This is a genomic window from Pseudomonas sp. D8002 (genome assembly GCF_013385695.1).
GTDB lineage: Bacteria > Pseudomonadota > Gammaproteobacteria > Pseudomonadales > Pseudomonadaceae > Aquipseudomonas.
Map to the genome: position 1 here is coordinate 219432 of NZ_JACAPM010000032.1, position 25396 is coordinate 244827.

At 60.6% G+C, this 25396-nt stretch carries 27 protein-coding genes; 17 read left to right on the forward strand and 10 right to left on the reverse strand.

Translation table 11 applies throughout. From position 1 onward, the window contains the following. Positions 1-70: 70 nt before the first annotated feature. From HX807_RS19055 to HX807_RS19075, 5 genes are all read left to right on the forward strand, one after another. Positions 71-979 (forward strand): LysR substrate-binding domain-containing protein, encoded by a 909-nt coding sequence (locus HX807_RS19055; protein WP_003213413.1) that lies wholly within the window; start codon positions 71-73, stop codon positions 977-979. 332 nt (positions 980-1311) lie between these two features. Further along, entirely contained in the window at positions 1312-1803 is a 492-nt protein-coding gene (gene purE / locus HX807_RS19060) for a 5-(carboxyamino)imidazole ribonucleotide mutase (RefSeq protein ID WP_003213411.1), read from the forward strand. Between the two features lie 12 nt (positions 1804-1815). Next, positions 1816-2901 carry a 5-(carboxyamino)imidazole ribonucleotide synthase gene (locus tag HX807_RS19065; RefSeq protein WP_017476761.1) on the forward strand — a complete coding sequence of 362 codons (1086 nt, stop codon included), beginning with the start codon at positions 1816-1818 and terminating at the stop codon, positions 2899-2901. Positions 2902-3004: 103 nt separating this feature from the next. Then, entirely contained in the window at positions 3005-3250 is a 246-nt protein-coding gene (locus tag HX807_RS19070; RefSeq protein ID WP_003213408.1) for a GlsB/YeaQ/YmgE family stress response membrane protein, read from the forward strand. Between the two features lie 78 nt (positions 3251-3328). After that, on the forward strand, positions 3329-3862 hold the full coding sequence (locus tag HX807_RS19075) for a DUF3299 domain-containing protein (protein WP_023659290.1): 534 nt from the start codon (positions 3329-3331) through the stop codon (positions 3860-3862). A gap of 120 nt (positions 3863-3982) precedes the next feature. Here HX807_RS19075 and HX807_RS19080 read toward each other — a convergent pair whose 3' ends face one another. Both HX807_RS19080 and HX807_RS19085 read right to left on the reverse strand, forming a co-directional pair. Further along, positions 3983-4882 carry a D-hexose-6-phosphate mutarotase gene (locus HX807_RS19080; protein WP_177050710.1) on the reverse strand — a complete coding sequence of 300 codons (900 nt, stop codon included), beginning with the start codon at positions 4880-4882 and terminating at the stop codon, positions 3983-3985. 58 nt (positions 4883-4940) lie between these two features. Further along, positions 4941-5345, reverse strand: coding sequence for an acyl-CoA thioesterase (locus tag HX807_RS19085; RefSeq protein WP_003176975.1), 405 nt, complete (start codon positions 5343-5345; stop codon positions 4941-4943). Between the two features lie 457 nt (positions 5346-5802). Between HX807_RS19085 and HX807_RS19090 the strand changes: the two genes are divergently transcribed. The 8 genes from HX807_RS19090 (at position 5803) to HX807_RS19125 (ending at position 16163) form a co-directional block, all read left to right on the forward strand. Further along, positions 5803-7092 (forward strand): MFS transporter, encoded by a 1290-nt coding sequence (locus HX807_RS19090; RefSeq protein ID WP_177050712.1) that lies wholly within the window; start codon positions 5803-5805, stop codon positions 7090-7092. Between the two features lie 330 nt (positions 7093-7422). Continuing rightward, positions 7423-8412, forward strand: a complete 990-nt coding sequence (locus HX807_RS19095; protein ID WP_003213401.1) for a phosphate ABC transporter substrate-binding protein PstS — start codon at positions 7423-7425, stop codon at positions 8410-8412. A gap of 430 nt (positions 8413-8842) precedes the next feature. Beyond that, positions 8843-10876, forward strand: a complete 2034-nt coding sequence (locus HX807_RS19100) for an ABC transporter permease subunit (RefSeq protein ID WP_174717804.1) — start codon at positions 8843-8845, stop codon at positions 10874-10876. A 15-nt stretch (positions 10877-10891) separates the two neighbouring features. After that, on the forward strand, positions 10892-12562 hold the full coding sequence (gene pstA / locus HX807_RS19105) for a phosphate ABC transporter permease PstA (protein ID WP_008439475.1): 1671 nt from the start codon (positions 10892-10894) through the stop codon (positions 12560-12562). A gap of 139 nt (positions 12563-12701) precedes the next feature. Next, positions 12702-13535, forward strand: coding sequence for a phosphate ABC transporter ATP-binding protein PstB (gene pstB, locus HX807_RS19110; RefSeq protein ID WP_003213395.1), 834 nt, complete (start codon positions 12702-12704; stop codon positions 13533-13535). A 72-nt stretch (positions 13536-13607) separates the two neighbouring features. After that, a complete protein-coding gene (gene phoU, locus HX807_RS19115; protein ID WP_003213392.1) occupies positions 13608-14369 on the forward strand; it encodes a phosphate signaling complex protein PhoU in 762 nt (253 codons plus the stop codon). Positions 14370-14493: 124 nt separating this feature from the next. Next, positions 14494-15393, forward strand: coding sequence for a response regulator (locus HX807_RS19120; RefSeq protein ID WP_003213389.1), 900 nt, complete (start codon positions 14494-14496; stop codon positions 15391-15393). A gap of 119 nt (positions 15394-15512) precedes the next feature. Continuing rightward, complete coding sequence (locus HX807_RS19125) at positions 15513-16163, forward strand: M23 family metallopeptidase (protein WP_008439474.1); 651 nt, start codon at positions 15513-15515, stop codon at positions 16161-16163. A 117-nt stretch (positions 16164-16280) separates the two neighbouring features. Here HX807_RS19125 and HX807_RS19130 read toward each other — a convergent pair whose 3' ends face one another. From HX807_RS19130 to phoB, 3 genes are all read right to left on the reverse strand, one after another. Next, positions 16281-17621, reverse strand: a complete 1341-nt coding sequence (locus tag HX807_RS19130) for a hemolysin family protein (RefSeq protein WP_003213385.1) — start codon at positions 17619-17621, stop codon at positions 16281-16283. Between the two features lie 124 nt (positions 17622-17745). After that, positions 17746-19068 (reverse strand): phosphate regulon sensor histidine kinase PhoR, encoded by a 1323-nt coding sequence (gene phoR, locus HX807_RS19135; RefSeq protein ID WP_003213382.1) that lies wholly within the window; start codon positions 19066-19068, stop codon positions 17746-17748. A 43-nt stretch (positions 19069-19111) separates the two neighbouring features. Further along, positions 19112-19801, reverse strand: coding sequence for a phosphate regulon transcriptional regulator PhoB (gene phoB / locus HX807_RS19140; protein ID WP_003195617.1), 690 nt, complete (start codon positions 19799-19801; stop codon positions 19112-19114). A gap of 152 nt (positions 19802-19953) precedes the next feature. Here phoB and HX807_RS19145 point away from each other — a divergent pair, with 152 nt between their 5' ends. Then, positions 19954-20334, forward strand: a complete 381-nt coding sequence (locus HX807_RS19145) for a hypothetical protein (protein ID WP_003213380.1) — start codon at positions 19954-19956, stop codon at positions 20332-20334. 33 nt (positions 20335-20367) lie between these two features. On the opposite strand, the gene ubiA is transcribed toward HX807_RS19145, so the two are convergent. Next, positions 20368-21258 carry a 4-hydroxybenzoate octaprenyltransferase gene (ubiA, locus tag HX807_RS19150; RefSeq protein WP_177009045.1) on the reverse strand — a complete coding sequence of 297 codons (891 nt, stop codon included), beginning with the start codon at positions 21256-21258 and terminating at the stop codon, positions 20368-20370. Continuing rightward, complete coding sequence (locus HX807_RS19155) at positions 21258-21821, reverse strand: chorismate lyase (protein ID WP_177050714.1); 564 nt, start codon at positions 21819-21821, stop codon at positions 21258-21260. The genes ubiA and HX807_RS19155 overlap by 1 nt, the downstream gene beginning before the upstream one ends. 195 nt (positions 21822-22016) lie before the next feature. On the opposite strand from HX807_RS19155, the gene HX807_RS19160 reads away from it, so the two are divergent. From HX807_RS19160 to HX807_RS19170, 3 genes are all read left to right on the forward strand, one after another. Next, positions 22017-22184, forward strand: a complete 168-nt coding sequence (locus HX807_RS19160; RefSeq protein ID WP_003213373.1) for a rubredoxin — start codon at positions 22017-22019, stop codon at positions 22182-22184. Between the two features lie 48 nt (positions 22185-22232). After that, positions 22233-23381 (forward strand): NAD(P)/FAD-dependent oxidoreductase, encoded by a 1149-nt coding sequence (locus HX807_RS19165; RefSeq protein ID WP_177050716.1) that lies wholly within the window; start codon positions 22233-22235, stop codon positions 23379-23381. Positions 23382-23572: 191 nt separating this feature from the next. Next, complete coding sequence (locus HX807_RS19170) at positions 23573-23848, forward strand: HU family DNA-binding protein (protein WP_003213368.1); 276 nt, start codon at positions 23573-23575, stop codon at positions 23846-23848. A gap of 117 nt (positions 23849-23965) precedes the next feature. Here the strand turns inward: HX807_RS19170 and HX807_RS19175 are convergent, their stop codons facing one another. The 3 genes from HX807_RS19175 to HX807_RS19185 form a co-directional block, all read right to left on the reverse strand. Then, entirely contained in the window at positions 23966-24373 is a 408-nt protein-coding gene (locus HX807_RS19175; protein ID WP_003213360.1) for a hypothetical protein, read from the reverse strand. Positions 24374-24388: 15 nt separating this feature from the next. Next, positions 24389-24637, reverse strand: a complete 249-nt coding sequence (locus tag HX807_RS31970; protein WP_177050718.1) for a hypothetical protein — start codon at positions 24635-24637, stop codon at positions 24389-24391. Positions 24638-24941: 304 nt separating this feature from the next. Further along, the gene (locus HX807_RS19185; RefSeq protein ID WP_134327540.1) at positions 24942-25388 is read right to left on the reverse strand and encodes a hypothetical protein; all 447 of its coding nucleotides are present in this window, start codon (positions 25386-25388) and stop codon (positions 24942-24944) included. Positions 25389-25396 lie beyond the last annotated feature (8 nt).

The window sequence follows — 25396 nt, forward strand, 5'->3', positions numbered from 1 at the left end:
TAATGTCGGTGTGACCCCGTTACCATGACGGACGTGTGTGCCAAAATGGTGCGTGCCCCGGGAGGATGTGATGAACCTTGAAAGCAAATGGCTGGAAGACTTTAGCGCCCTGGCTGCCACCCGCAGCTTCTCCCAGGCGGCTGAGCGGCGCTTCGTCACCCAGCCGGCGTTCAGTCGGCGCATCCGCAGCCTGGAGGCGGCGCTGGGGCTGACCCTGGTCAATCGCTCGCGCACGCCGGTCGAACTGACGGCGGCGGGGCAGTTGTTCCTGGTCACCGCGCGGACCGTGGTCGAGCAGCTCGGCGAGGTGCTGCGCCACCTGCATCACCTGGAAGGCGGGCAGGGTGAAGTCATGCAAGTGGCGGCGGCGCACTCCCTGGCCCTGGGTTTCTTCCCGCGCTGGATCGCGCAGTTGCGCAACGAAGGGCTGAACATCGCCACGCGGTTGGTCGCCACCAACGTGGGCGACGCCGTGCATGCGCTGCGTGAAGGCGGTTGCGATTTGATGCTGGCGTTCTACGACCCGGATGCGGCGATGCAGATGGACCCGGAGATCTTCCCGTCGCTGCACCTGGGCAACACCGAGATGCTGCCGGTGTGCGCCGCCGATGCCGACGGCAAGCCGTTGTTCGACCTGGAAGGCGAGGGCAGCGTGCCGCTGCTGGCCTACAGCGCCGGAGCTTTCCTGGGGCGCTCGGTAAACCTGCTGCTGCGCCAGCGGGCGCTGCGCTTTACCACGATTTACGAAACGGCCATGGCCGACAGCCTGAAAAGCATGGCCCTTGAGGGCTTGGGCATTGCCTGGGTGCCGCAGTTGAGCGTGCGCGCCGAGCTGGCCCGGGGTGAGCTGGTGGTGTGCGGCGGCCCGCAATGGCATGTGCCGCTGGAGATCCGGTTGTATCGCTGTGCGTTGGTGCGCAAGGCGAACGTGCGGTTGTTGTGGCGCAAGCTGGAAGGCGGCGCGGCGCAGAATACCTGAGCCCACACAGATCAAATGTGGGAGCGGGCTTGCTCGCGAAAGCGTAGTGTCAGTCAGCCCATCTGTGGCTGATCCACCGCATTCGCGAGCAAGCCCGCTCCCACATTAGTTTTCTGGTGTGTTCGCTGACCTGGAAGTCAATAAAACCGCCTGTTTGCGGTGTAAGACAGATGGTCATTCCAGGGGCTGTTTATCTGCGTTATTACGGTATACTGCGCGGCCTTCGGCCGGTCCAACCGGCCTTAATTCGTACAACAAGCCACGCTGGATTTCCCGCGTGGCTTGTTGTTTTTTGACGCGCCTGCGGGCGCCCAGAGAGAAGAGGCACGACGATGAGTGCATTGGTTGGCGTGATCATGGGCTCCAAGTCCGATTGGTCCACCCTTAGCCACACCGCCGATATGCTGGAAAAACTCGGCATTCCCTACGAAGTGAAGGTGGTTTCCGCCCACCGCACTCCGGATTTGCTGTTCCAGTATGCCGATGAAGCAGAATCCCGTGGCATCGAGGTAATCATCGCCGGTGCCGGCGGCGCAGCTCACCTGCCAGGCATGTGTGCAGCCAAGACTCACCTGCCAGTGCTGGGCGTACCGGTGCAGTCGTCGATGCTCTCGGGCGTGGATTCGCTGTTGTCCATCGTGCAGATGCCCGCCGGTATTCCGGTGGCCACCCTGGCGATCGGCAAGGCCGGCGCGATCAACGCTGCCTTGTTGTCCGCCAGCATCCTCGGCGCCAAGCACCCGCAGTTCCACGCGGCGCTGAAAAAATTCCGTGCTGAGCAGACAGACAGCGTCCTGGACAATCCAGACCCACGCATTGCCTGAGGTGGTTGATTGATGAAAATCGGTGTAATCGGTGGCGGCCAACTGGGCCGCATGCTGGCCCTGGCGGGTACGCCGCTGGGGATGAACTTCGCTTTCCTGGATCCGGCACCAGATGCCTGCGCGGCTGCGCTGGGTGAACACCTGCGTGCGGACTACAGCGACCCGGATCACCTGCGCCAGCTGGCCGATGAAGTCGACCTGGTGACCTTCGAGTTCGAAAGCGTCCCGGCTGAAACCGTGGCCTTCCTGTCGCAGTTCGTGCCGGTATACCCGAGCGCCGAAGCCTTGCGCATCGCTCGTGACCGCTGGTTCGAGAAGAGCATGTTCAAGGACCTGGGCATCCCGACACCGGCTTTCGCCGACATCCAGTCCCAGGCTGACCTGGACGCCGCAGTCGCCTCCATCGGCCTGCCGGCCGTGTTGAAGACCCGCACCCTGGGTTACGACGGCAAGGGCCAGAAAGTCCTGCGCACCGCCGCCGACGTGGTCGGTACCTTCGCCGAACTGGGCAGCGTCGCCTGCCTGCTGGAAGGCTTCGTGCCGTTCACCGGTGAAGTCTCGCTGATTGCCGTGCGTGCCCGCGATGGCGAAACGCGTTTCTACCCGCTGGTGCACAACACCCACGACAGCGGCATCCTCAAGCTGTCCGTGGCCAGCACCGATCACCCGCTGCAAGCCCTGGCCGAAGATTATTCGAGCCGTGTGCTGAAGCAACTGGATTACGTCGGCGTGATGGCGTTCGAGTTCTTTGAAGTCGACGGTGGCCTCAAGGCCAACGAAATCGCCCCGCGCGTGCACAACTCCGGGCACTGGACCACCGAAGGCGCCGAGTGCAGCCAGTTCGAAAACCACCTGCGGGCGGTAGCGGGCTTGCCATTGGGCTCCACGGCAAAAGTCGGCGAGAGCGCCATGCTCAACTTCATCGGCGTGGTGCCGCCGGTTGATCGCGTGATCGCGATTGATGACTGCCATCTGCATCACTACGGCAAGGCGTTCAAGGCCGGGCGCAAGGTCGGCCACGCCAACCTGCGCTGCAAGGATCGCGCGACGCTGCAAGCGCAGATCCTCAAGGTCGAAGCGCTGATCGCCGAGCAATAACCCAAGGCCGGGCGGAACCATTGGTACCCGCCACCCTCTGATTGCAGGAAGCCAAAGTCTGACTAGGCTTTGACTGAATTCACTTCAATCAGAGGGAAATGCCATGGGTATCATTGGGACCATCTTTATCGGTTTGATCGTCGGCCTGCTGGCGCGTTTCCTGAAGCCAGGCGACGACAGCATGGGCTGGATCATGACCATCCTGCTGGGTATCGCCGGTTCGCTGGTTGCGACTTATGGTGGCCAGGCACTGGGCATCTATCAGGCGGGCCAGGGCGCAGGCTTCATTGGTGCGCTGGTGGGTGCCGTGGTGCTGCTGGTGATCTACGGTCTGCTGAAAAAGAAGTAATTTAGCGACCAAGCCCTCTGCGCTGCGCAGGCGCAGAGGGCTAGAATGCCGGCACTGTAATCCTTGCCGAGCCTCTCCATGCGCCGTCTTCTGTTATCCCTTCTTCTATGCACCGGGTTGGCCCACGCTGGCGAACTGCCGGAAACCGACTGGCTGGAACTGATGCCCAAGTCGGACCAGAAAGCCCTCGAAGAAATGCCGGAAATCGACCACAACTCCCCGGAAGCCCAAGGCACGTTCACCGCAAAGGGTGGCCTGAAGCAGAGCAAGGGTTTGCCGGCGGTTATGTATTCCACCAAGACGGTGGCTGCCATGAACGGCAAGAATATTCGCATTGGCGGCTACCCCGTGCCGCTGGAAACCGACGCCAAGGGCCGCAGCACGCTGTTCTTCCTGGTGCCTTATCCGGGCGCCTGCATCCACGTGCCGCCACCGCCGCCCAACCAGTTGGTGCTGGTGCGTTATCCCAAGGGCTTGAAGCTGGATGACATCTACACGCCGCTGTGGGTGACGGGCACGCTGAAGGTGGAGAAGGTCAACAATGACCTGGCCGATGCGGCGTATGCGTTGGATGCGGGGAAGGTGCGGGCGGTCAAGGAATCGGATCTCTGATCTGATGCAGAACCTAATGTGGGAGCGGGCTTGCTCGCGAATGCGGTGTGTCAGTCAGCACATGCACGAACTGGAACACCGCATTAGCGAGCAAGCCCGCTCCCACATTTTTGATTGGGGTTACAGGGCGATACCGCTGATGCTCACGCCCAGGGTATGGCTTTCACCCGGCGCCAGCGTCACCACATCGTCCAGCACATTCGCGGTCTCGATGCACAACATGCCCTGCCAGCCGTCGTCGGCCATGTCGCTGAAAGCCTTGGCACGTTCAGTCCACGGGTTCCAGATTACCGTCGAGCGCGAGCCTGTGCTGGTGAGTTGAACGCGGCGCTGCCAATCTTTATCGACGATGTTCACTTGAGTCGGGGTGTCGAGGTAGATGCGGTCGGTCTCGGCGGTGAAGTGCAGCAGCCCGGATTGCTGCTTTGGGGTCCAGCCGTCGGCGGTATCGATATAGTCCCGCCCGTCCAGGCCGTCGACCTGCACGTTGCGTACATCGCTGACCGCAAAATAGCTGTGCAGCGCCTGGCTGAGGCTGACGGTCTCGGCGCCGTGGTTGTGGCTGGTCAGGCGGATGTGCAGTTGATCATCCAGCAGGATGCTCATCTTCAGGTCGACCTGATGCGGCCAACCCGGGAAGCCACCTTCAGGCACCGGCAGCTCCAGCTCAACCCTCAGCGCTGTACCTTCAGCCTCAACGCCAGCCAACGTCCAGTCAGCGGTCCGCACGAAACCATGGGCACCGGCCGGCTCGGCGCCCTGGTACATGGCCTTGACGCGCTGCGGGTTGCGGTCGAATACGCCAAACCACGGCCAGCACACCGGCACGCCGGTACGAATGCCTTTGCCTTTCTTGAACACCACCTGATCGTTGGGCCAGATGATTGGCTTCTCGCCAGCGCGCTGGTAGCTGACGATATGCGCACCTTGCTGGGCCACCACCAATTCGGCGCCGTTGTGGCGGATGCGCCAAGCGTTCAGCTCATCCAGTTTTACGGTTTCAATGTTGGGCGTAGACATAGGCGCGCGCTCTCAATGGCAGACAATGGGGCAATGGACCGTCAAAACGTCGCGATGTTTAACGCGCCCGCGACGGAACCGAGCGGGTGCGGCCGCTGCCATCGATGGCAACGAACACAAACACCGCCTCGGTGACTTTGCGCCATTCGCTGGACAGCGGGTCGTCGCTCCACACTTCGACCATCATCTGGATCGAGCTGCGGCCGATTTCCAGAGCCTGGGTGTAGAAGGACAACTGCGCGCCGACGGCCACGGGCACCAGGAATGCCATGCGATCAATCGCCACGGTGGCTACGCGGCCACCGGCAACCTTGCTCGCCATGGCGGTGCCGGCCAGGTCCATCTGCGCGACCAGCCAGCCGCCGAAGATGTCGCCGAAACCGTTGGTCTCACGCGGGAGTGCGGTGATTTGCAGGGCGAGATCGCCTTGCGGGATAGGATCTTCTTGTTCGAGTTCGATCATGCCGGTGCCTCTGACCCGTGACGCTTTATGGGTATTTCAAGTGGATAGCCGTCTTCTGGAAAAACGTTTCAGCACCAACATACACCGCTCGATGCGTTTCTCGTAAGGCGTACTAAAGGGAAACTCTGCCAAATCGGCTGGTGTATAACCAACGGCGTTTTGGCACAGCAGCCCCTCAAGGATGCGGGTCTGGCGCTTGCAAGGGCCGAGTATATCGAGCCGTCGGCGCCACGACGACCTCCCGACGCTCATTTGGTCGGTAAATAGACGCTGTATCGCGGCTTTTTCCGGCAACTGTGCTCCTGCTCATATTAATTGCACGTCTGCTACGGAAATATTTCGCGGATCTGAACTGTTAACGGCTCAACGCTGTGCTTTTTCAAGCGATTTGCTATCTTGCCAAGCCTGCCGCAAGTCCCGGGCTTGCCGTCCTGACTACTATAAGAGAAGCCTTGCCATGTCCTCCGTGCCCGCAAGCAGTGCGCAACCTTCGCGCCCGCTGACCCGCAACGACTACAAAACCCTGTCGCTGTCTGCCTTGGGCGGGGCGCTGGAGTTCTACGACTTCATCATCTTCGTATTTTTTGCGACGGTAGTCGGGAAGCTGTTCTTCCCGGCGGACATGCCCGAATGGCTGCGCATGATGCAGACCTTCGGCATCTTCGCCGCCGGCTACCTGGCGCGGCCGCTGGGCGGGATCATCATGGCGCACTTCGGCGACCTGCTGGGGCGCAAGAAGATGTTCACCCTGAGCATCTTCATGATGGCCGTGCCGACCCTGATCATGGGCCTGCTGCCGACCTACGCGCAGATCGGCCTGTGGGCGCCGATCCTGTTGCTGCTGATGCGCGTGATCCAGGGCGCGGCGATTGGCGGTGAAGTGCCGGGCGCGTGGGTGTTCGTGTCCGAGCACGTGCCGCCCCGTCACATCGGTTATGCCTGCGGCACCCTGACCAGCGGCCTGACGGCCGGCATTCTGTTGGGTTCGCTGGTGGCCACCGCCATCAACACGCTCTACAGCCCGGAACAGGTGTCGGATTACGCCTGGCGCATTCCGTTCCTGCTGGGTGGTGTGTTCGGCCTGTTGTCGGTGTACCTGCGTCGCTGGCTGCACGAAACCCCGATCTTCGCCGAGATGCAGCAGCGCAAGACCCTGGCGGCCGAGCTGCCGTTGCGCGCGGTGTTGCGTGACCATCGTGGCGCCATTGTACTGTCGATGCTGTTGACCTGGCTGCTGTCGGCCGGTGTGGTCGTGGTTATCCTGATGACGCCGACCGTGCTGCAAACGATCTACCACTTCAGCCCAACGGTGGCGCTGCAGGCCAATAGCCTGGCCATCGTCACCCTGAGCCTGGGGTGTATCGCTTCCGGCGCCCTGGCCGACCGTTTTGGTGCCGGGCGCGTGCTGATCATCGGTTGTGCCTTGTTGCTGGCAACGTCCTGGACGCTCTATCACAGCCTGATGGCTCACCCGGACTGGCTGTTCCCGCTGTACGCCTTGACCGGCCTGTTTGTAGGCACCATTGGCGTGGTGCCCTATGTCATGGTGAAAGCGTTCCCGCCGGTGGTGCGTTTCAGCGGTTTGTCGTTCTCCTACAACGTCGCCTACGCCGTATTCGGTGGCCTGACACCCTTGGCGGTGTCGTTGCTGATGAAGGAAAGCCCGATGGGCCCTGCTTACTACGTGGCTGTCCTGTGCGTGATGGGGATGGCCGTGGGTGCGTATCTGTGGACGCGTGGGCGCTGACACGTTTTTTGAAAACTGACGGATAACCTTGTGGCGAGGGAGCTTGCTCCCGTTGAACTGCGCAGCAGTTCCATTTTGAGGGCCGCTACGCGACCCAACGGGAGCAAGCTCCCTCGCCACAGATTTTGCCTTACAACGATTACAGATTGTTTCTACGAAATCGCTCCAACCTCCTCGCAAGCCCCGGATTTATTGGCGTTTCTCCTTCCTGTCAGCTTTTTCATAAATGCTGGCCTTTCATCTAATTGTCATATTCCAGACATAGAGTGTTCACACGGCCTACCGATACTTGGCCCCGATCCAACTATCCCTATCTGCTAGGAGCAAGGCATGAAACTGAAACGTTTGATGGCGGCAATGACTTTTGTCGCTGCTGGCGTTGCGACCGCTAACGCGGTAGCCGCTGGTGTTGACCCGGCGATTCCGGCTTACGTGAAGACCACTGGTGTGTCGGGCAACCTGTCCAGCGTTGGTTCCGATACCCTGGCAAACCTGATGACCCTGTGGGCTGAGGGTTACAAAAAGGAATACCCGAACGTCAACATCCAGATTCAGGCCGCCGGCTCCGCCACTGCACCTCCTGCACTGACTGAAGGCACCTCCAACCTGGGCCCGATGAGCCGCAAGATGAAGGACACCGAACTGGCTGCCTTCGAGCAGAAGTACGGCTACAAGCCAACCGCGATCCCGGTTGCCGTGGATGCCCTGGCCGTGTTCGTGCACAAGGACAACCCGATCCAGCACCTGACCATGGAACAAGTCGACGCGATCTTCTCCTCGACTCGTCTGTGCGGCGCCAAGGCTGACGTCAAGACCTGGGGCGACCTGGGCGTGACCGGCGACCTGGCCAACAAGCCAGTGCAACTGTTCGGTCGCAACTCGGTATCCGGCACCTACGGCTACTTCAAGGAAGAAGCCCTGTGCAAAGGCGACTACAAGCCTAACGTGAACGAACAACCTGGTTCGGCGTCGGTTGTGCAGTCCATCAGCTCCTCGCTGAACGGCATCGGTTACTCGGGCATCGGTTACAAAACCGCCAGCGTGAAAACCGTGGCCCTGGCCAAGAAAGGCAGCACTGACTTCATCGAAGACAGCGAAGAAAACGCCCTGAACGGCAAATACCCGCTGTCGCGCTTCCTCTACGTCTACGTCAACAAAGCCCCGAACAAGCCTCTGGCCCCGCTGGAAGCCGAGTTCGTGAAGCTGGTTCTGTCCAAACAGGGCCAGGAAGTGGTAGTGAAAGACGGCTACATCCCGCTGCCAGCCAAAGTTGCCGCCAAGGCACTGGCTGACCTGGGCCTGAAAGAAGGTGGCAAATAAGCCGCCGGTAAACCTGCCTTGAACCGCGGTTTACCCACGGTTCAAGGCCCGGGCGGGGTCTGTAAGACCTGGACCTCGCCTCCCATTTTTTAATCCGCTGCCAGCCCTGCTACGCGGCGGATTTCTTGCGTCACTGCATTGTCATCTTTCTGTCATACAGGATCGCTAGGGTGTGCGCATGAATGATCTGGCCAATTCCACCATGACGACGACTTCTCCCCCCAAGCGCATTGATTTCAATACGCCTGAGCTGCAACGCAAGCGCCGCATCCGCGCGCTCAAGGATCGCCTGACCCGCTGGTACGTGCTGATTGGCGGCCTTGCCGTCCTGGGCGCGATCACCTTGATCTTCTTCTTCCTCGCCTACGTGGTCGCGCCGCTGTTCCACGGCGCCAACCTGACCAAGGAAGAGGCCCTCGCGCCTGCCTGGCTGCAGGATGCCGGCAAGCCGCTGATGATCTCCATGGAAGAACAGAACCAGGTCGCCATGCGGGTTTCCGACAAGGGCCAGGCGCTGTTCTTCAACGTTGACACGGGTGCCGAACTCAAGCGCGTTGACCTGCCGTTGCCGGCGGGCGTGACAGTCGCCTCCATTGGTGAAGACCAGCCCGGCAGCCCGCTGGTGATCCTCGGCCTGTCCAACGGCCAGTCCCTGGTGTTCCGCCACACCTATAAAGTGTCGTACCCGGACGGCAAGAAGACCATCTCGCCCGCCGTTGAATACCCTTACGGCGAAACACCGATCGTCCTCGACGAACAGGGCCGCTCCCTTGAGCATGTCGCCTTGAATGCGACCGACTCGACGCTGGTGGTGGCTGGTTCCAGTGGTGCCCATCTGAACGTGCTGTCCATCAGCCGTGAAGAAAACATGATGACCGAGGAAGTCACCACCGAGCAGAAACGCATCGAGCTGCCGCAAATGACCGAGCCGGTCAAAGCCATCTTCGTTGATCCGCGCCAGCAGTGGCTGTACGTGATCAACGGTCGCGCCCAGGCCGACGTTTTCAGCCTGCGGGACAACAGCCTCAACGGTCGCTACAAATTATTGGAAGACGGCGTGGCGCAAGTCACGGCCAGCACCCAGCTGGTGGGCGGCATCTCGCTGATCATCGGTAACTCCAGCGGTGGCCTGGCGCAGTGGTTCATGGCCCGCGACCCGGACGGCGAACAACGCCTGAAGCAGATCCGTACCTTCCAGATGGGCACCGCGCCTATCGTTGAAATCACTGCTGAAGAACGTCGTAAAGGCTTCACCGCCCTCGACGCTTCCGGCAAGTTCGGTGTGTTCCACAGCACTGCCCACCGTACGTTGCTGGTGGACCAGGTGGTCGACGGCAACGGTATCTTCGGCATGTCGCCACGGGCCAACCGTGTGATCGTCGAGGCCGGCGGCAAGCTGCAACCGCTGCTGCTGGACAACCCGCACCCTGAAGTTTCCTGGAGCGCGCTGTGGAGCAAGGTCTGGTACGAAAACTACGACGAACCTAAATACGTCTGGCAATCGACCGCCGCCAACACCGACTTCGAACCCAAGATGAGCCTGGCGCCCCTGACCTTCGGTACCCTGAAGGCCGCGTTCTACGCCATGCTGCTGGCCGCGCCACTGGCCGTTGCCGCTGCGATCTACACCGCTTACTTCATGGCCCCGAGCCTGCGCCGCAAGGTCAAGCCGGTGATCGAGTTGATGGAAGCGATGCCGACGGTGATCCTCGGTTTCTTCGCCGGCCTGTTCCTGGCGCCGTATGTCGAAGGGCATTTGCCGGGGATCTTCAGCCTGCTGATGCTGCTGCCGATTGGCATCCTGGTGGCCGGCTTCGTCTTCAGCCGCCTGCCTGAGTCGATCCGCCTGCGGGTCCCGGATGGCTGGGAAAGCGCGATCCTGATCCCGGTCATCCTGTTTGTGGGCTGGCTCTCGTTGTACATGAGCCCGTACCTGGAAACCTGGTTCTTCGGCGGCGACATGCGCATGTGGATCTCCCACGACCTGGGCATCACCTACGACCAGCGCAACGCCCTGGTAGTCGGCCTGGCCATGGGTTTCGCGGTGATCCCGAACATCTACTCCATCGCCGAAGACGCCGTGTTCAGCGTGCCGCGCGGCCTGACCCTGGGCTCCCTGGCCCTGGGCGCCACGCCATGGCAGACCATGACCCGCGTCGTGATCCTGACCGCCAGCCCAGGCATCTTCTCGGCGCTGATGATCGGCATGGGCCGCGCGGTCGGTGAAACCATGATCGTGCTGATGGCCACCGGCAACACGCCGGTGATGGAGATGAACCTGTTTGAAGGCCTGCGAACGCTGGCAGCCAACGTCGCGGTGGAAATGCCCGAATCGGAAGTCGGCGGCAGCCACTACCGCGTGCTGTTCCTCTCGGCGCTGGTGCTGCTGCTGTTCACCTTCATCATGAACACCCTCGCCGAGCTGATTCGTCAGCGTCTGCGCAAGAAATACTCGTCGCTTTAAGAAAGGTAGAAGTCTGTGAAACAGAACTCCCTGAATGGATGGTTCAAGAGCGGCGCCCCGGGCGTCTGGATCAGCGGTGGCGCGGTGTCCATCGCGGTCATCATGACCATTGGTTTGCTGGCCGTGATTGCCGTGCGTGGCCTGGGCCACTTCTGGCCGGCCGACCTGATCCAGGCCAACTACAACGTACCGGGCCAGGAAAATCACATCGTCGTCGGCGAAGTGGTGCAGAAAGAAGAAGTGCCCCGCGAGCGCCTGAAAAGCGCTGGCTTGCCGGTGCCGGACCAAGGCCCGGAGTTCATGACCCGCGAGCTGATCAAGGTCGGCAACCGTGACTTGAACGGCAATGACTTCACCTGGATCGTCGGCGAGTGGCTGACCAACCAGACCAAGCCGGTCGAGTTGATGGCCATCGAGCGTCGTGAGTGGGGCAACTTCTACGGCACCCTGGTCAACGTCAAGCAGGACGGCAAGGTGATCGCCGAAGGCGAGGCGGCCTGGCCGGAACTGCAAGCCCGCGTGGACCGCGTCAACAAGCTCGCGGCCCAGCTCAAGACACTCGAGAAGTCCGACATCGGCGCCATCAACGCCGGCCTCGAACGCATCCGCCTGCACGGTCGCAAGCTGGAGCTGGAAGGCAAGCTGGACGCCACCGCCCAGGCCGACATGGACAGCGGCCGCGCCGAACTGAACAACCGCTACAAGGACATCGAAGCCCGCCTGGCCGACCTGCACACTCAGTTCAACCGCGACAGCCTGACCGCCCGCGATGCCAACGGCAAAGAAATCGAAATCGGCATTGGCAAGGTGGTGCACGCTTACCAGCCGAACGCCATGGGCTACATGACCAAGGTTGGTTTCTACTTCAGCAAGGTCTGGGAATTCCTCAGCGACGATCCACGGGAAGCCAACACCGAAGGCGGGATTTTCCCGGCGATCTTCGGCACCGTGATGATGACCCTGATCATGGCGATGATCGTGACCCCGTTCGGCGTGCTGGCGGCGGTGTACCTGCGTGAATACGCCAAGCAGAACACCCTGACGCGGATCATCCGCATCGCGGTGAACAACCTGGCCGGTGTACCCGCCATCGTTTACGGCGTGTTCGGCCTTGGCTTCTTTGTGTACGTACTGGGCGGCTCGGTTGACCGGCTGTTCTTCGCCGAGGCCTTGCCGGCACCGACCTTTGGTACGCCTGGCCTGCTCTGGGCATCCCTGACCCTGGCGCTGCTGGCGGTACCGGTGGTGATCGTGGCCACTGAAGAAGGCCTGGCGCGGATTCCTCGCACCGTACGTGAAGGTTCTCTGGCACTGGGCGCGACCAAGGCGGAAACGCTGTGGAAGATCGTGCTGCCGATGGCCAGCCCGGCGATGATGACCGGCATGATCCTCGCCGTGGCCCGCGCCGCCGGTGAAGTGGCGCCGCTGATGCTGGTGGGTGTGGTGAAACTGGCGCCGTCGCTGCCGGTGGACGGCAACTACCCGTACCTGCACCTGGACCAGAAGATCATGCACCTGGGCTTCCATATCTATGACGTCGGCTTCCAGAGCCCCAACGTCGAAGCCGCGCGGCCGCTGGTGTACGCCACCGCCTTGCTGCTGGTGCTGGTGATCGCCACGCTCAACTTGTCGGCGGTGTGGATTCGTAACCACCTGCGCGAGAAGTACAAGGCGTTGGACAGTTAATTGAAGTGAACGCGGACTAAATGTGGGAGCGGGCTTGCTCGCGAATGCGGTGTATCAGTCATACATGGGTCAACTGACCTGACGCCTTCGCGAGCAAGCCCGCTCCCACAAAACGAATTGGTAGCACAGGGAGCATCCCATGCAACATGAAACCCATTCCCACGGCATCAACATGTCAGCCCTGGGTCGCGACAAGCAGAGCCTGAGCCTGGCCCAGGAAACCGTGGCCATCGAAGTCCCGGGCCTGAGCCTGTACTACGGCGACAAGCAGGCGCTGTACGACGTCAGCATGAACATTCCGAAGCAGCGCGTGACCGCCTTCATCGGCCCGTCCGGTTGCGGCAAGTCGACCCTGCTGCGCACCTTCAACCGGATGAACGATCTGGTGGACGGCTGCCGCGTCGAGGGCGCGATCAACCTGTACGGCACCAACATCTACCGCAAGGGCGAAGACGTGGCCGAGCTGCGGCGCCGGGTGGGCATGGTGTTCCAGAAGCCCAACCCGTTTCCCAAGACCATCTACGAAAACGTGGTCTACGGCCTGCGCATCCAGGGCATCAACAAAAAGCGCGTCCTCGACGAAGCCGTTGAGTGGGCACTGAAAGGCGCGGCGCTGTGGGACGAGGTCAAGGACCGCCTGCACGAGTCGGCCCTCGGTTTGTCCGGCGGCCAGCAGCAACGTCTGGTGATCGCCCGCACCATCGCCGTGGAGCCGGAAGTGCTGCTGCTCGACGAACCGTGCTCGGCACTCGACCCCATCTCCACGTTGAAAGTCGAAGAGCTGATCTACGAACTCAAATCCAAGTTCACCATCGTCATCGTGACCCACAACATGCAACAGGCGGCGCGGGTTTCCGACTACACCGCGTTCATGTACATGGGCAAGCTGGTGGAATTTGGCGACACCGATACCCTGTTCACCAACCCGGCGAAGAAGCAGACCGAAGACTACATCACCGGTCGCTACGGCTAGCAGGTGGCTGGTTGCTCACTGAACTGATGCTGCGGTCGACCGCACCTTACTGGACGTTCCAAGGACGCCAACATGATTAGCAAAGAAGGCCTTACCCATCACATCTCCGCGCAGTTCAACGCCGAGCTTGAGGAGGTGCGCAGCCACCTCCTGGCCATGGGCGGGCTGGTGGAGAAGCAAGTCAACGACGCCGTCACCGCGCTGATTGAGGCCGACTCGGGCCTGGCCCAGCAAGTGCGCGAGATCGATGACCAGATCAACCAGATGGAACGCAACATCGACGAAGAATGCCTGCGCATCCTGGCCCGTCGTCAGCCGGCGGCGTCCGACCTGCGTTTGATCATCAGCATCTCCAAGTCGGTGATCGACCTGGAGCGCATCGGTGACGAAGCCACCAAGATCGCCCGCCGCGCCATCCAGTTGTGTGAGGAAGGCGAAGCGCCGCGTGGTTATGTCGAAGTGCGCCACATCGGTGACCAGGTGCGCAACATGGTTCGCGACGCCCTCGACGCGTTTGCCCGTTTCGACGCCGAGCTGGCGTTGTCGGTGGCCCAATACGACAAGACCATCGACCGCGAATACAAGACGGCGCTGCGCGAACTGGCGACCTACATGATGGAAGACCCGCGCTCTATCTCGCGGGTACTGAGCATCATCTGGGTATTGCGTTCGCTGGAACGCATCGGCGACCACGCACGCAACATCTCGGAACTGGTGATTTACCTGGTGCGGGGTACCGACGTGCGGCACATGGGTCTCAAGCGGATGAAAGCAGAAGTTGAAGGTACGACCGATCAAATCCCTAATGTTCCGGGCGTTCCTGACGATAAGTAAGATTGCCCGAGAAATAAACGCCCGGCCTTTGGTCGGGCGTTTTCGTTTGTGGTGTTGGAATTTTTGGCAAAACGCCATCAGCGAAGCGTTATGCTTGCCGGGGTTTTTATAGGATGAAGGGTCGATGAGCAAAGTCAGTGTATTGGTGGTGGATGACGCCTCGTTTATTCGCGACCTGGTGAAGAAGTGCCTGCGTAACTACTTCCCGGGGATCAAGATCGAAGATGCGGTGAACGGCAAAAAGGCCCAGGCCATCCTGATGCGCGAAACCTTCGACATGGTGCTGTGCGACTGGGAAATGCCGGAAATGTCCGGCCTGGAACTGTTGACCTGGTGCCGTGAACAGCCTCATCTCAAAGCCATGCCTTTCGTCATGGTGACCAGCCGTGGCGACAAGGAAAACGTGGTGCAGGCGATCCAGGCCGGGGTTTCCGGCTACGTCAGCAAGCCATTCACCAACGAGCAGTTGCTGAACAAGGTCAAGCAGGCACTGAACAAGATTGGCCGCCTCGACGCGCTGATCGCCAGCGCACCGACGAAGATGAACTCGGCGTTCGGTAACGATTCCCTCAGCGCCCTCACTGGTGGCAAGCCTGACGCAGTCAAGCCGGCCCCGGTGGCGGCGCCCAGCAAAGGCCTGCTCAACAGCCCGCCGGTGCAGGTGGCTGCGGCAGCGTCGCCTGCCAGCGGTCGTGGCCAGGGCCAGTTGCGCCTGTCCAGTGGCACCCAGCAGTGTGTGATCAAGGCCCTGAGCATCAAGGAGGCGCTGCTGGTGGTGCGTCGTGGTGAAATCCTGCCTCAGGTACTGGAAAGCGCCGTGCTCGACCTGGAGCAGGGTGAGAACGCTGAAGTGGCGCGTCTCAATGGCTACCTGCATGCCGTGGTGGCCTACGAGCCCAAGCCCGACAGTGACTGGCTGCAACTGACCTTCCGGTTTATCGACCAGGATGCGCAGAAGCTTGACTACATTTCGCGGCTGATCGCCCGCGGGACCGCACAGAAGCATTTTGTGCCGGGTGCGTGACAGCGTTAACGCTTTACCTGTGGCAAGCTCCCTCGCCACAGGGGCAGTGGAAGGTTCACATAGCACTGTCATGATCCCTTGTTAGCCTGCCATTCAGTCGTCCCTGGCAGGCCAACCCGATGCTCGTGCGCTCACTGCTGTTGTGTGGACTGTTCGCCGTTGTCATGCCGGCGATGTCCATGACCCTCTACAAGTCTATCGATGCTGACGGCGCTGTGGTCTTCAGCGACCGGTACACGCCCGGGGCGCAGGCGTTTGTGTATCAGGAGCGGGTGATTCCCAAGCCTGTATATCCGTCGCAACCCGCTTCCTATCGTTATCCCTTGCCCTGGCGTGGCGGTCCGTTCCGTCTCACCCAAGGCCCCAACGGTACCTTCAGCCACTCCGAGCTCAAAAGCCGTTATGCGATGGACATTGCCATGCCTGAAGGCACGCCAATCATCGCGGCACGTGGCGGTGTCGTACTGAAAACCGAGAACGAGCAGAGCGGGCGCGGCAGCGATCCATCGGGCAATTTCGTGCGGGTGCAGCACGATGACGGCACGCAAGGCGTGTACCTGCACCTCAAGCAAGGGTCGGTCAGCGTCAGGGAAGGGCAGCGCGTGGCGGTGGGCAGCCCGCTGGCGCTGTCGGGCAATACCGGCAACAGCAGCGGGCCGCATCTGCATTTTGTGGTGCAGCGCACGACGGCGTCGGGGCTGGTGTCGATTCCCTATGAATTCAACCAGCCGGTGCAGGCGTTGCCCAACTTTGCGCTGGGCACGCGGTAAGGCTTTTGTAGGAGCGAGCTTGCTCGCGAAAAACCTGAGGGCGCTGCCGGGTGTCAGGATCCCAGCGTTATCGTTAACGTCCTTCGCGAGCAAGCTCGCTCCTACAGGGGGTGTGCCCTAGTCGAGCAACAGCACCTTGGCCAACACGATCTTCGGCCCTTTCATCTTCTTGATGATGATGCGCAGGCCTTCGACTTCCAGCACTTCTTCCTCTTCCGGCACCCGCTTCAGGGTGTCGTAGATCAGCCCGGCGAGGGTTTCGGCTTCGATGTGGTCCAGGTCGACGCCCAGCAGGCGCTCCACCTTGAACAGCGGCGTGTCGCCACGCACCAGCAATTTGCCCGGCTGGTAAGCGAGGATGCCGCGCTCGGCCTTGCGGTGTTCGTCCTGGATGTCGCCTACCAGTACTTCCAGAACGTCTTCCATGGTCAGGTAGCCGATGACCTTGCCGTCGGCCTCTTCCACCAGGGCGAAGTGCGCGCCGCCTTTACGGAACTGCTCGAGCAGTTGCGACAGCGGCATATGGCGCGATACGCGTTCCAGCGGGCGGGTCAGCTCGGCCAGGTTGAACGACTCGGGAATGTGGTCCAGGGCCGCCAGTTCCAGCAGCAGGTCCTTGATGTGCAGCAGACCGACGAACTCGTTGCGCACGGCGTCGTACACCGGGTAGCGGCTGAACTTGTGGCGACGGAACAGCGCCAGGATTTCCTTGAGCGGTGCGTTGAAGTCCAGGGTCACCAGGTCTTCCCGGGAGTTGGCCCAGTCCACCACTTCCAGCTCGCCCATTTCCACGGCGGAGGCCAACACGCGCATGCCTTGGTCGCTCGGGTCCTGGCCACGGCTGGAGTGCAGGATCAGTTTCAGTTCTTCACGGCTGTAATGGTGCTCGTGGTGCGGGCCAGGCTCGCCTTGGCCGGCGATGCGCAGGATGGCGTTGGCACTGGCGTTGAGCAGGTAGATCGCCGGGTACATGGCCCAGTAGAACAGGTACAGCGGCACGGCGGTCCACAGCGACAGCAACTCGGGCTTGCGAATGGCCCAGGACTTGGGCGCCAGTTCACCAACCACGATGTGCAGGTACGAGATCACGAAGAAGGCGGCAAAGAACGACACGCCCTTGATCACTTCCGGCGACTGCACACCGATCGCCCCCAGCAACGGCTCGAGGATGTGCGCGAAGGCCGGCTCACCGACCCAGCCCAGGCCCAGGGAGGCGAGGGTGATACCCAACTGGCAGGCCGACAGATAGGCGTCGAGCTGGCTGTGTACGGTGCGCAGGATCTGCCCGCGCCAGCCGTTCTTGTGGGCGATGGCCTCGACCCGGGTCGAGCGCAGTTTGACCATGGCAAATTCCGCCGCAACGAAAAAGCCGTTGAGCAGTACCAGGATCAGTGCAAAAAGAATCATGCCGAAGTCGGCGAAGAGTGTCGCGAGGGTGATGCCAGGGGAAGGGTCCATGATGGGGTTTTGCGGGTTCCGTCTAATCGAAAAGGGTGAGCAGGTGGGCCTGAAAGGCAGGCGCAAGTCCGCCAATGTAGCGGCTGACGGGGCGCTTGCCTAGTGGCGGCTGCCGGGCGGAGGGTCACTCGTCCTGATGAAGGACCCGGGAATGTGTCACCTGGGCCGGCGGGAAATGGCAGGTAAAGGTACTGCCGTGGCCGAGCACGCTACTGATTTCCAGCCGCGCGCGATGGCGCAGCAGCACATGTTTGACGATGGCCAGGCCGAGCCCGGTGCCGCCGGTGTTGGAGTTGCGGCTGGAGTCGACGCGGTAGAAACGCTCGGTAAGGCGCGGCAAATGCTTGGCGTCGATGCCCATCCCGGAGTCCTGCACGCTGAGGTGTGCGCCCTGGTCGTCGGCCCACCAGCGGATGCGGATGTTGCCTTTGTCCTGGGTGTATTTGACGGCGTTGAACACCAGGTTGGAAAACGCGCTGCGCAACTCGCCCTCGCTGCCCTTGAGCAGTATCGATGGGTCGGCTTCAAGGGTGATCTGCTGTTCACGCTGCCCGGACAATGCCTGGGCGTCGCTCTTGATCGTCTGCAACAGGCTTTGCACCGGCACCGGATGGTTGTCCGAGGGGTAATCGGTGGCTTCCAGCTTGGCCAGCAACAGCAGGTCGTTAAGCAGGGTTTGCATGCGCGAGCCTTGCTGCTGCATCTGTTGCAGGGCACGGGTCCAGCGCGGGTTCACGTCTTCGACGTTATCGAGCAGCGTCTCCAGATAACCGCAGATCACCGTCAGCGGTGTGCGCAGTTCGTGGGAGACGTTGGCGACGAAGTCCTTGCGCATCTGTTCCAGCTGATGGATGCGTGTGACATCACGCACCAGCATCAAGTGTTCGTTATTGCCGTAGCGCGTCAGGTACAGCTGGATACGCACGCGGTCGTTGGTCGGTGACGGGATTTCCAGGGCTTCTTCGTAGTTGTCCTGCTCGAAATACTCCTTGAAACGCGGGTGGCGCACCAGGTTGGTCACCGGCTGGCCGCTGTCCTGAGGCGTCTTGAGGCCCAGCAAGGTCTCTGCGGCGCGGTTCCACCATTCCAGGTTGCCGTCGCTGTCGAGCATGATCACCGCGTCTTTCAGTGCGGCGGTGGACTCCTGCACCCGGTCGATCACCGCTTGCAGGCGCCCGCGTACACGCTGGTCGCGGCGTTGCAAGTGGTAGATGCTGTCGAACACCTCGCCCCACAGGCCGTAGCCGTCGGGTGGTGCTTCGTCGGGTTTGTGCTGGCGCAGCCATTCGTGCAGGCGCAGCAGTTGCTTAAGGGTCCAGCCCAGGTAAAGGCCCAGGCCGACGGCCAGGCTCCAGCCGTAATAGCCGCTGACCAGGCCCACCAGCAGGCAGCCGGTGATCAACAGGAGCATGTGGCGGATCAGGGTGCCATGCCAGTTTTGGTTCACTTAAACACGCGTCCTTTCAGCTGTCTGGGCAGTTCGGGCTGGCTCAGCCTTTGGTGGAAAACCGGTAGCCGGTGCCGCGCACGGTTTGTACCAGATTCTCGTAAGCGTCGCCCAAGGCTTTGCGCAGGCGGCGGATATGCACGTCGACGGTGCGCTCCTCCACATACACGTTGCCGCCCCAGACCTGGTCCAGCAGTTGGCCGCGGGTGTAGGCGCGCTCCTGGTGGGTCATGAAGAATTGCAGCAGGCGGTATTCGGTGGGGCCCATCTCGGCGGGTTTGCCGTCGATGGTTACGCGGTGGCTGATCGGGTCAAGGATCAGGCCGTCGACTTCGATAGGCGCTTCACCATCGGTGGGGCCGGCACGGCGCAGAACGGCTTTCAGACGGGCGACCAGTTCCCGTGGGGAAAAGGGCTTGGTGATGTAGTCATCGGCGCCGACTTCCAGGCCCTGGATCTTGTTGTCCTCTTCGCCCTTGGCGGTGAGCATGATGATCGGGATATCCCCGGTCAGCTCGTCACGCTTGAGGCGGCGGGCCAGTTCGATGCCGGAGGTGCCGGGCAGCATCCAGTCCAGCAGGATCAGGTCCGGCTTGCGGTCGACGATAATGGCATGGGCCTGCTGGGAGTTCTCCGCCTCCAGGCAGTCATAGCCGGCCATTTCCAACGCAACGGCGATCATCTCGCGAATGGGCGCTTCGTCGTCAACGATCAGAATGCTCCTGCCAACCATGCTAAATCCTCTTGTCATTTAACTGTCTTGCGCCGCATTAGATAACGGAATTATTGCAGTCGTGTGACAGTAATTTAGTCGCTTGGGCAATCCTTGCCTCTCTGGACTACGCTTTGGGTCCGAATCCTGACAACCACAAAAGGAAGGTTCCCATGACTCACAGTACTTTTTCCTGGAAAGCCCTGCTGGTAACGGCCGCGTTAACGCTGCCGACACTGGCGTTTGCGGCAGACCCGGCGATGACCAAGGACGGGATGCTGGTGGACCACAACGGCATGACCCTCTACACCTTTGCCAAGGACGCTGATGGCAAATCCATGTGCAACGACAAGTGCGCCACCAACTGGCCGCCGTTGATGGCCGAATCCACCGACAAGCCCATGGGCAAGTGGACCGTGATCACCCGTGACGACCAGAAAAGCCAGTGGGCCTACAGCGGCAAGCCGCTCTACACCTTCATCATGGACAAGAAGGCCGGTGACATGACCGGCGAAGGCAAAATGGACGGGGCGTGGAAGGTCGCCAAGCCTTGATGTGAGCCGGATAAGGGTGAGGGGCTTGGCCTCTCACCGAAATCCGTAGTCCGCGACAATCCCGACAAAAATCGCCAACCCGGCCCAGTGGTTGTGCAAAAACGCCTTGAAGCATTTGAGCCGGTCCTTGTCCCGGGTGTACCAGAACTCCCAGGCAAAGCACCCGGCCGCCGCCAGCAAGCCCAGGTGGAACCAGCCGCCCAGCTCAAAACGCATCCCCGCCAGCCACAGGCACACCAGTGCCAGGCCCTGCAGGGTCAGGATGATCACCCGGTCGGCATCGCCGAACAGAATCGCGGTGGATTTGACCCCGATTTTCAGGTCATCGTCGCGATCGGTCATGGCGTAGTACGTGTCGTATCCCACCGTCCACAACAGGTTGGCGATGTACAACAGCCATGCCGCGGCGGGCAGGCTGCCCGTCTCGGCGGTGAACGCCATCGGCATGCCCCACGAGAACGCCGCGCCCAATACCACCTGCGGGTAATAGGTGTAGCGCTTCATGAACGGGTAGCTGGCCGCCAGCGCGAGGCCGCCCAGAGACAGCCAGATCGTCATGGAGTTGGTCAGCAGCACCAGCAGGAAACTGATGACCATCAGCACCGCGAAGAACACCAGGGCCTCTTTCGAGCTGATCCTGCCGCTGACCAGCGGGCGCTGTTCGGTGCGTTTCACATGGCCGTCGACCTTGCGGTCGGCCCAGTCATTGATGACGCAACCGCCGGCCCGAGTGAGTATCACGCCGAGCACGAAGATCAGGATATTGAGCAGCGATGGCGAACCCTTGCCGGCAATCCACAGCGCCCACAGCGTGGGCCACAGCAGCAGGTAAATGCCGATGGGCTTGTCCATGCGGGTCAACTGGATGAAGTCCCAGGCCCTTGGGTTCAGGTGATTCAGGGATTTGAGCAGGCGCTGGTACATCAGAAACGCTCCGGATGGTCGTGCACGGCTTGCCACAGGGGCGGCAGGAAGATTTCAGCCACCAGCACGCTCAGCGGCCCGCGGTCGAAGCGCGAGCGGCGTGCCCACAGGTGATCGGCCTGGTCCGCCGGGGGCAGCCATTCCCGTGGGTAGCGGCACACCTCGATGGCCTGGCGCGTGAAGGCGTGGTCACAAAACAGCAATTCCCCGAGAGACCGGCTGCCCAACTCATCCATGTGCAAGCCGTCGCCCTGCAAGGCGCTGCGGGCCGCCACGCTGCGGGCAAACACCCACGGCTGGCCATGGCCACGCAAATACACCTCGCGCACCCAGCCGATGCTGGCGGCGGGCAAGTCCAGGGTGGCGCATTCGTCGTCTCGCAGCGGTTGCCAGCCTTCGAACAACGGCGTCACGCTGAAGCCATCGTTGGACAGGCGCGTCAGGCGCCGGGTCAGCGAGCCTTCATCGAACAGCCAGTTGAGTGTCAGCGGCGTGGGCAGTGGGCTCAGAAGGCTCTGGGTCAGCCATCGGCAAGCATCGGGAAGGGCGTTTGAATGCGGCACGGAGGGTCATTATTGGCAGTTAATGAGGCGGCGAGCTTACCATGGTGCCCTGGACTTTTGCCGGAGTGCGCCAGGCCCATGCGTCGATCATGCTTGCATCTGCGCCTGCTGATCAGTACAAAACGCCCTGAGCCGCACGGCAAGGTTGCATCTATCGACCGTCGGCCAACGCGCCTGGACCTGAGGAAACAAGTAATGAAGAAGTGGCAATGTGTCGTCTGTGGCCTGATCTACGACGAGAAAGACGGATGGCCGGATGACGGCATCGCGCCGGGCACCCTGTGGCAGGACGTCCCCGAAGACTGGCTGTGCCCGGACTGCGGCGTGGGCAAAATGGATTTCGAAATGATCGAAATCGGCTGATTGCTGATTTAAATCGCAATTCAAGAAACGTACTACAAGGAGAAAGGAATGAACGCACCTGTCGTGATCGTCGGCACGGGGTTGGCCGGTTACAACCTGGCTCGGGAGTTTCGCAAGCTCGATAGCGAAACCCCGCTGTTGCTGATCACCGCAGATGACGGGCGCTCCTACTCCAAGCCCATGCTCTCCACAGGCTTTGGCAAGAACAAGGAAGCCGATGGCCTGAGCATGGCTGAACCGGGCGCCATGGCCGAGCAACTGAAGGCCGAAGTGCGTACCCACACCCGCATCAGTGGCATCGACCCGGGCCACAAGCGCTTGTGGATCGGTGAGGAAGCGGTGGCCTATCGCGACCTGATCCTGGCCTGGGGCGCAGAAACCGTGCGGGTGCCGGTACAGGGCGACGCCGCCGAGCTGATTTTCCCGATCAACGACCTCGAAGACTACGCACGCTTTCGTGCCGCTGCGGCCGGAAAACGCCGGGTGCTGTTGCTGGGTGCCGGGCTGATCGGCTGCGAGTTCGCCAACGACCTGATCCTCGGCGGCTACGAGATCGACCTGGTGGCGCCGTGCGAGCAAGTCATGCCGACCCTGCTGCACCCGGCAGCCGCCGCAGCGGTGCAGGCCGGTCTGGAAGGCCTGGGGGCGCGTTTCCACCTGGGCCCGGTGCTCAATCGCCTGCAGCGCACCGCTGACGGCCTGGAAGCCCACTTGTCTGATGGCGAAGTGATCCAGTGTGACCTGGTGGTGTCTGCCATCGGCCTGCGCCCGCGTGTCGACCTGGCCGCCGCAGCCGGGTTGCAGATAAACCGCGGGATTATGGTGGACCGCCACCTCAAGACCTCCCACGCCAACATCTACGCCCTGGGCGACTGCGCCGAGGTCGATGGCCTGAACCTGCTGTACGTGATGCCCCTGATGAGCTGCGCCCGCGCCCTGGCCCAGACCCTGGCGGGTAACGCGACGGCCGTCAGCTACGGCCCGATGCCCGTCACGGTAAAAACCCCGGTCTGCCCGCTGGTCGTCTCGCCACCGCCACGGGGCAGCGAAGGCGTGTGGAGCGTCGAAGGGCAGGGTGGCGACATCAAGGCCCTGTGCCGCGACGCCAGCGGCCGACTGCTGGGCTACGCCCTGACCGGCACGGCCGTGATGGAAAAACTGGCCCTCAACAAAGAACTTCCGCCGCTGCTGGCGTAAATGCTGGTCGTTCTGTCGGAATAAGCATCATTTTGACCGTAGAAAGGTCGCCGTGAGACTGGCGCAGGCCCCGATGGCATGCCATCCTCACTCCCGTCTGCCGCAGAGTAGAGCCTGCGGCGCCTTGGGCGCTGCTCCGAAAGAGAGCAGCACGGACATAACAACAAAAAACCGTCAAAGAGGCTTCACTTATGCGTAAACCAGAACTCGCAGCCGCTATTGCAGAAAAAGCAGACCTGACCAAAGAACAGGCCAACCGCGTACTCAACGCCGTACTCGAAGAAATCACCGGCGCGCTGCATCGCAAGGACAGTGTCACCCTGGTCGGCTTCGGCACCTTCCTGCAGCGCCACCGCGGCGCCCGCACCGGCAAAAACCCGCAAACCGGCGAGCCGGTGAAAATCAAGGCGAGCAACACCGTTGCGTTCAAGCCAGGCAAGTCGCTTAAAGACAGCGTCAATCCGTAAGTCATGTAGAACGCGCTACGCACATGCGAGTGTGAGCGCGGGATGAAAAATGGGCACGCCGACTGGGTCGGGTGCCCATTTTTTGTGGGTGGGCAATCCTTGCTCAATCGTTGAGCTTCAAGCTGTCCACTCGTTCTCAATACACCATTGCTGTACATCCGCAATTAGTTGCGCCGATACCGGTTGCAGATTGGGGAGTTTTTTCTCGTATTTCTTAATACTTTCAACAAAAAATGTAATGAATGCCGCACCTATTAATTTGCGCTGAGCAGCTATGTCTTTTTTCAGTGGAACAAAATCTTCCTCGTCCATGGCGATATCCAGACCGAACATTTTGTCTTTTGCGTAATAACGGCAAAATGTTTTTCGTTCCAGGTTCTTCGGCAGGCATCGCATGCAGACCGCCAGTTCCCAGTCGAGGGTGGGATACTTTTTTTCAAGAATCTCACTCAGGCCATTTAGCTCGTCGGTGATTTCAAAGACCTTTGTCCAACTCGGTGAGTCCGATGTCGTATCGACTCGCATAAAGTATTCCTTATGTCAGTGCCTGCATTTGTTGCCCGGGGGTAGTTTTCCTCGGCGTTTAAAATATTTTCCGATTTTTAATCTTTCCCATACCTGCATATTGCCCTTCGTCGGTGCTGCCATAACCCTTTTGTAGGCAAGATTTTTGGATTTCAGCCACTTTTGGGTATATCGCCAATTCGGATTGACGGTTTCACCGACTTTCCAAACTTCACCTTTTTTCAAATAGACTTGGCCTATTGGCTTTTTATGGCCCCATGCCATCTCGTCATAAAAGCCGTCCTTTTTCGCAATCAGGTAATAAAGCTCGGGGGCCAGTCCCCGGTAAAGGGGACAGATTTATTTAATTTGTCTTATTGCCGTTAATTTAAATAAATCTGTCTCTTTCATATGTTCTCCGGGGTAATAGGGACGGATTTATTTAATTTATCTGACGGCCTTTTATCTAAATAAATCTGCCCCCTTTATTGTTCTTTGTTCCACTTTGATTGCTTGTCAGAACGTTATCTGTTTCAGGTGTCTGTGCGAAGGCGTACGTGAGATACCTGACCTCGCTTTTTTGTACGGTCTAGACCAGTACTTCCACTGTGGTTTCACCTTCAAGGGTTTGAACGGCCGTGCGATATATATCAGTCCACGTATCCCCTGCCGGCCTTTTGAGGCGATGTTTTGCGCCAAACACGTAAACGGTGTCACCAAGAGAGATTTTTTCTTTAATGTGCTGTGCTGAAGGTGAAACTGAAAACTGGTGTAAAAACACCATAGGTTGGCCCTGATGGTACAACCAAGCCGGCTCTCCTACCCATGCCGGGCGCTCCTTCAAACACAGGAATTCATTTTCAAGTCGTTCTGCCAGCCATTTCTTTTTATTCTTCGGCGCGCCTTGCTCAACATATTCATCGTAAAGCAGCCGGGCGAAATCCTCCGCTCCGTCAGCCTCCATCGAGGCGGATTTCTTCTCAGCAACAGCCATCGCCGCGCCCCAGAAAACGTGAAAATCAGTCAACTCACTCATGTCTGCTC

Excerpts from the sequence above, each read along its gene's own strand:
- HX807_RS19145 (WP_003213380.1), top strand. The coding sequence starts at position 19,954 with ATGACTCACAGTACTTTTTCCTGGAAAGCCCTGCTGGTAACGGCCGCG.
- HX807_RS19165 (WP_177050716.1), top strand. The coding sequence starts at position 22,233 with ATGAACGCACCTGTCGTGATCGTCGGCACGGGGTTGGCCGGTTACAAC.
- HX807_RS19175 (WP_003213360.1), bottom strand. The coding sequence starts at position 24,373 with ATGCGAGTCGATACGACATCGGACTCACCGAGTTGGACAAAGGTCTTT.
- HX807_RS19075 (WP_023659290.1), top strand. The coding sequence starts at position 3,329 with ATGCGCCGTCTTCTGTTATCCCTTCTTCTATGCACCGGGTTGGCCCAC.
- HX807_RS19070 (WP_003213408.1), top strand. The coding sequence starts at position 3,005 with ATGGGTATCATTGGGACCATCTTTATCGGTTTGATCGTCGGCCTGCTG.
- HX807_RS19185 (WP_134327540.1), bottom strand. The coding sequence starts at position 25,388 with ATGAGTGAGTTGACTGATTTTCACGTTTTCTGGGGCGCGGCGATGGCT.
- HX807_RS19170 (WP_003213368.1), top strand. The coding sequence starts at position 23,573 with ATGCGTAAACCAGAACTCGCAGCCGCTATTGCAGAAAAAGCAGACCTG.
- phoB (WP_003195617.1), bottom strand. The coding sequence starts at position 19,801 with ATGGTTGGCAGGAGCATTCTGATCGTTGACGACGAAGCGCCCATTCGC.
- HX807_RS19055 (WP_003213413.1), top strand. The coding sequence starts at position 71 with ATGAACCTTGAAAGCAAATGGCTGGAAGACTTTAGCGCCCTGGCTGCC.
- purE (WP_003213411.1), top strand. The coding sequence starts at position 1,312 with ATGAGTGCATTGGTTGGCGTGATCATGGGCTCCAAGTCCGATTGGTCC.
- HX807_RS19085 (WP_003176975.1), bottom strand. The coding sequence starts at position 5,345 with ATGATCGAACTCGAACAAGAAGATCCTATCCCGCAAGGCGATCTCGCC.
- HX807_RS31970 (WP_177050718.1), bottom strand. The coding sequence starts at position 24,637 with ATGGCATGGGGCCATAAAAAGCCAATAGGCCAAGTCTATTTGAAAAAA.
- HX807_RS19095 (WP_003213401.1), top strand. The coding sequence starts at position 7,423 with ATGAAACTGAAACGTTTGATGGCGGCAATGACTTTTGTCGCTGCTGGC.
- HX807_RS19125 (WP_008439474.1), top strand. The coding sequence starts at position 15,513 with ATGCTCGTGCGCTCACTGCTGTTGTGTGGACTGTTCGCCGTTGTCATG.
- ubiA (WP_177009045.1), bottom strand. The coding sequence starts at position 21,258 with ATGTACCAGCGCCTGCTCAAATCCCTGAATCACCTGAACCCAAGGGCC.
- phoU (WP_003213392.1), top strand. The coding sequence starts at position 13,608 with ATGATTAGCAAAGAAGGCCTTACCCATCACATCTCCGCGCAGTTCAAC.
- HX807_RS19130 (WP_003213385.1), bottom strand. The coding sequence starts at position 17,621 with ATGGACCCTTCCCCTGGCATCACCCTCGCGACACTCTTCGCCGACTTC.
- pstB (WP_003213395.1), top strand. The coding sequence starts at position 12,702 with ATGCAACATGAAACCCATTCCCACGGCATCAACATGTCAGCCCTGGGT.
- HX807_RS19090 (WP_177050712.1), top strand. The coding sequence starts at position 5,803 with ATGTCCTCCGTGCCCGCAAGCAGTGCGCAACCTTCGCGCCCGCTGACC.
- HX807_RS19160 (WP_003213373.1), top strand. The coding sequence starts at position 22,017 with ATGAAGAAGTGGCAATGTGTCGTCTGTGGCCTGATCTACGACGAGAAA.
- HX807_RS19065 (WP_017476761.1), top strand. The coding sequence starts at position 1,816 with ATGAAAATCGGTGTAATCGGTGGCGGCCAACTGGGCCGCATGCTGGCC.
- HX807_RS19080 (WP_177050710.1), bottom strand. The coding sequence starts at position 4,882 with ATGTCTACGCCCAACATTGAAACCGTAAAACTGGATGAGCTGAACGCT.
- HX807_RS19120 (WP_003213389.1), top strand. The coding sequence starts at position 14,494 with ATGAGCAAAGTCAGTGTATTGGTGGTGGATGACGCCTCGTTTATTCGC.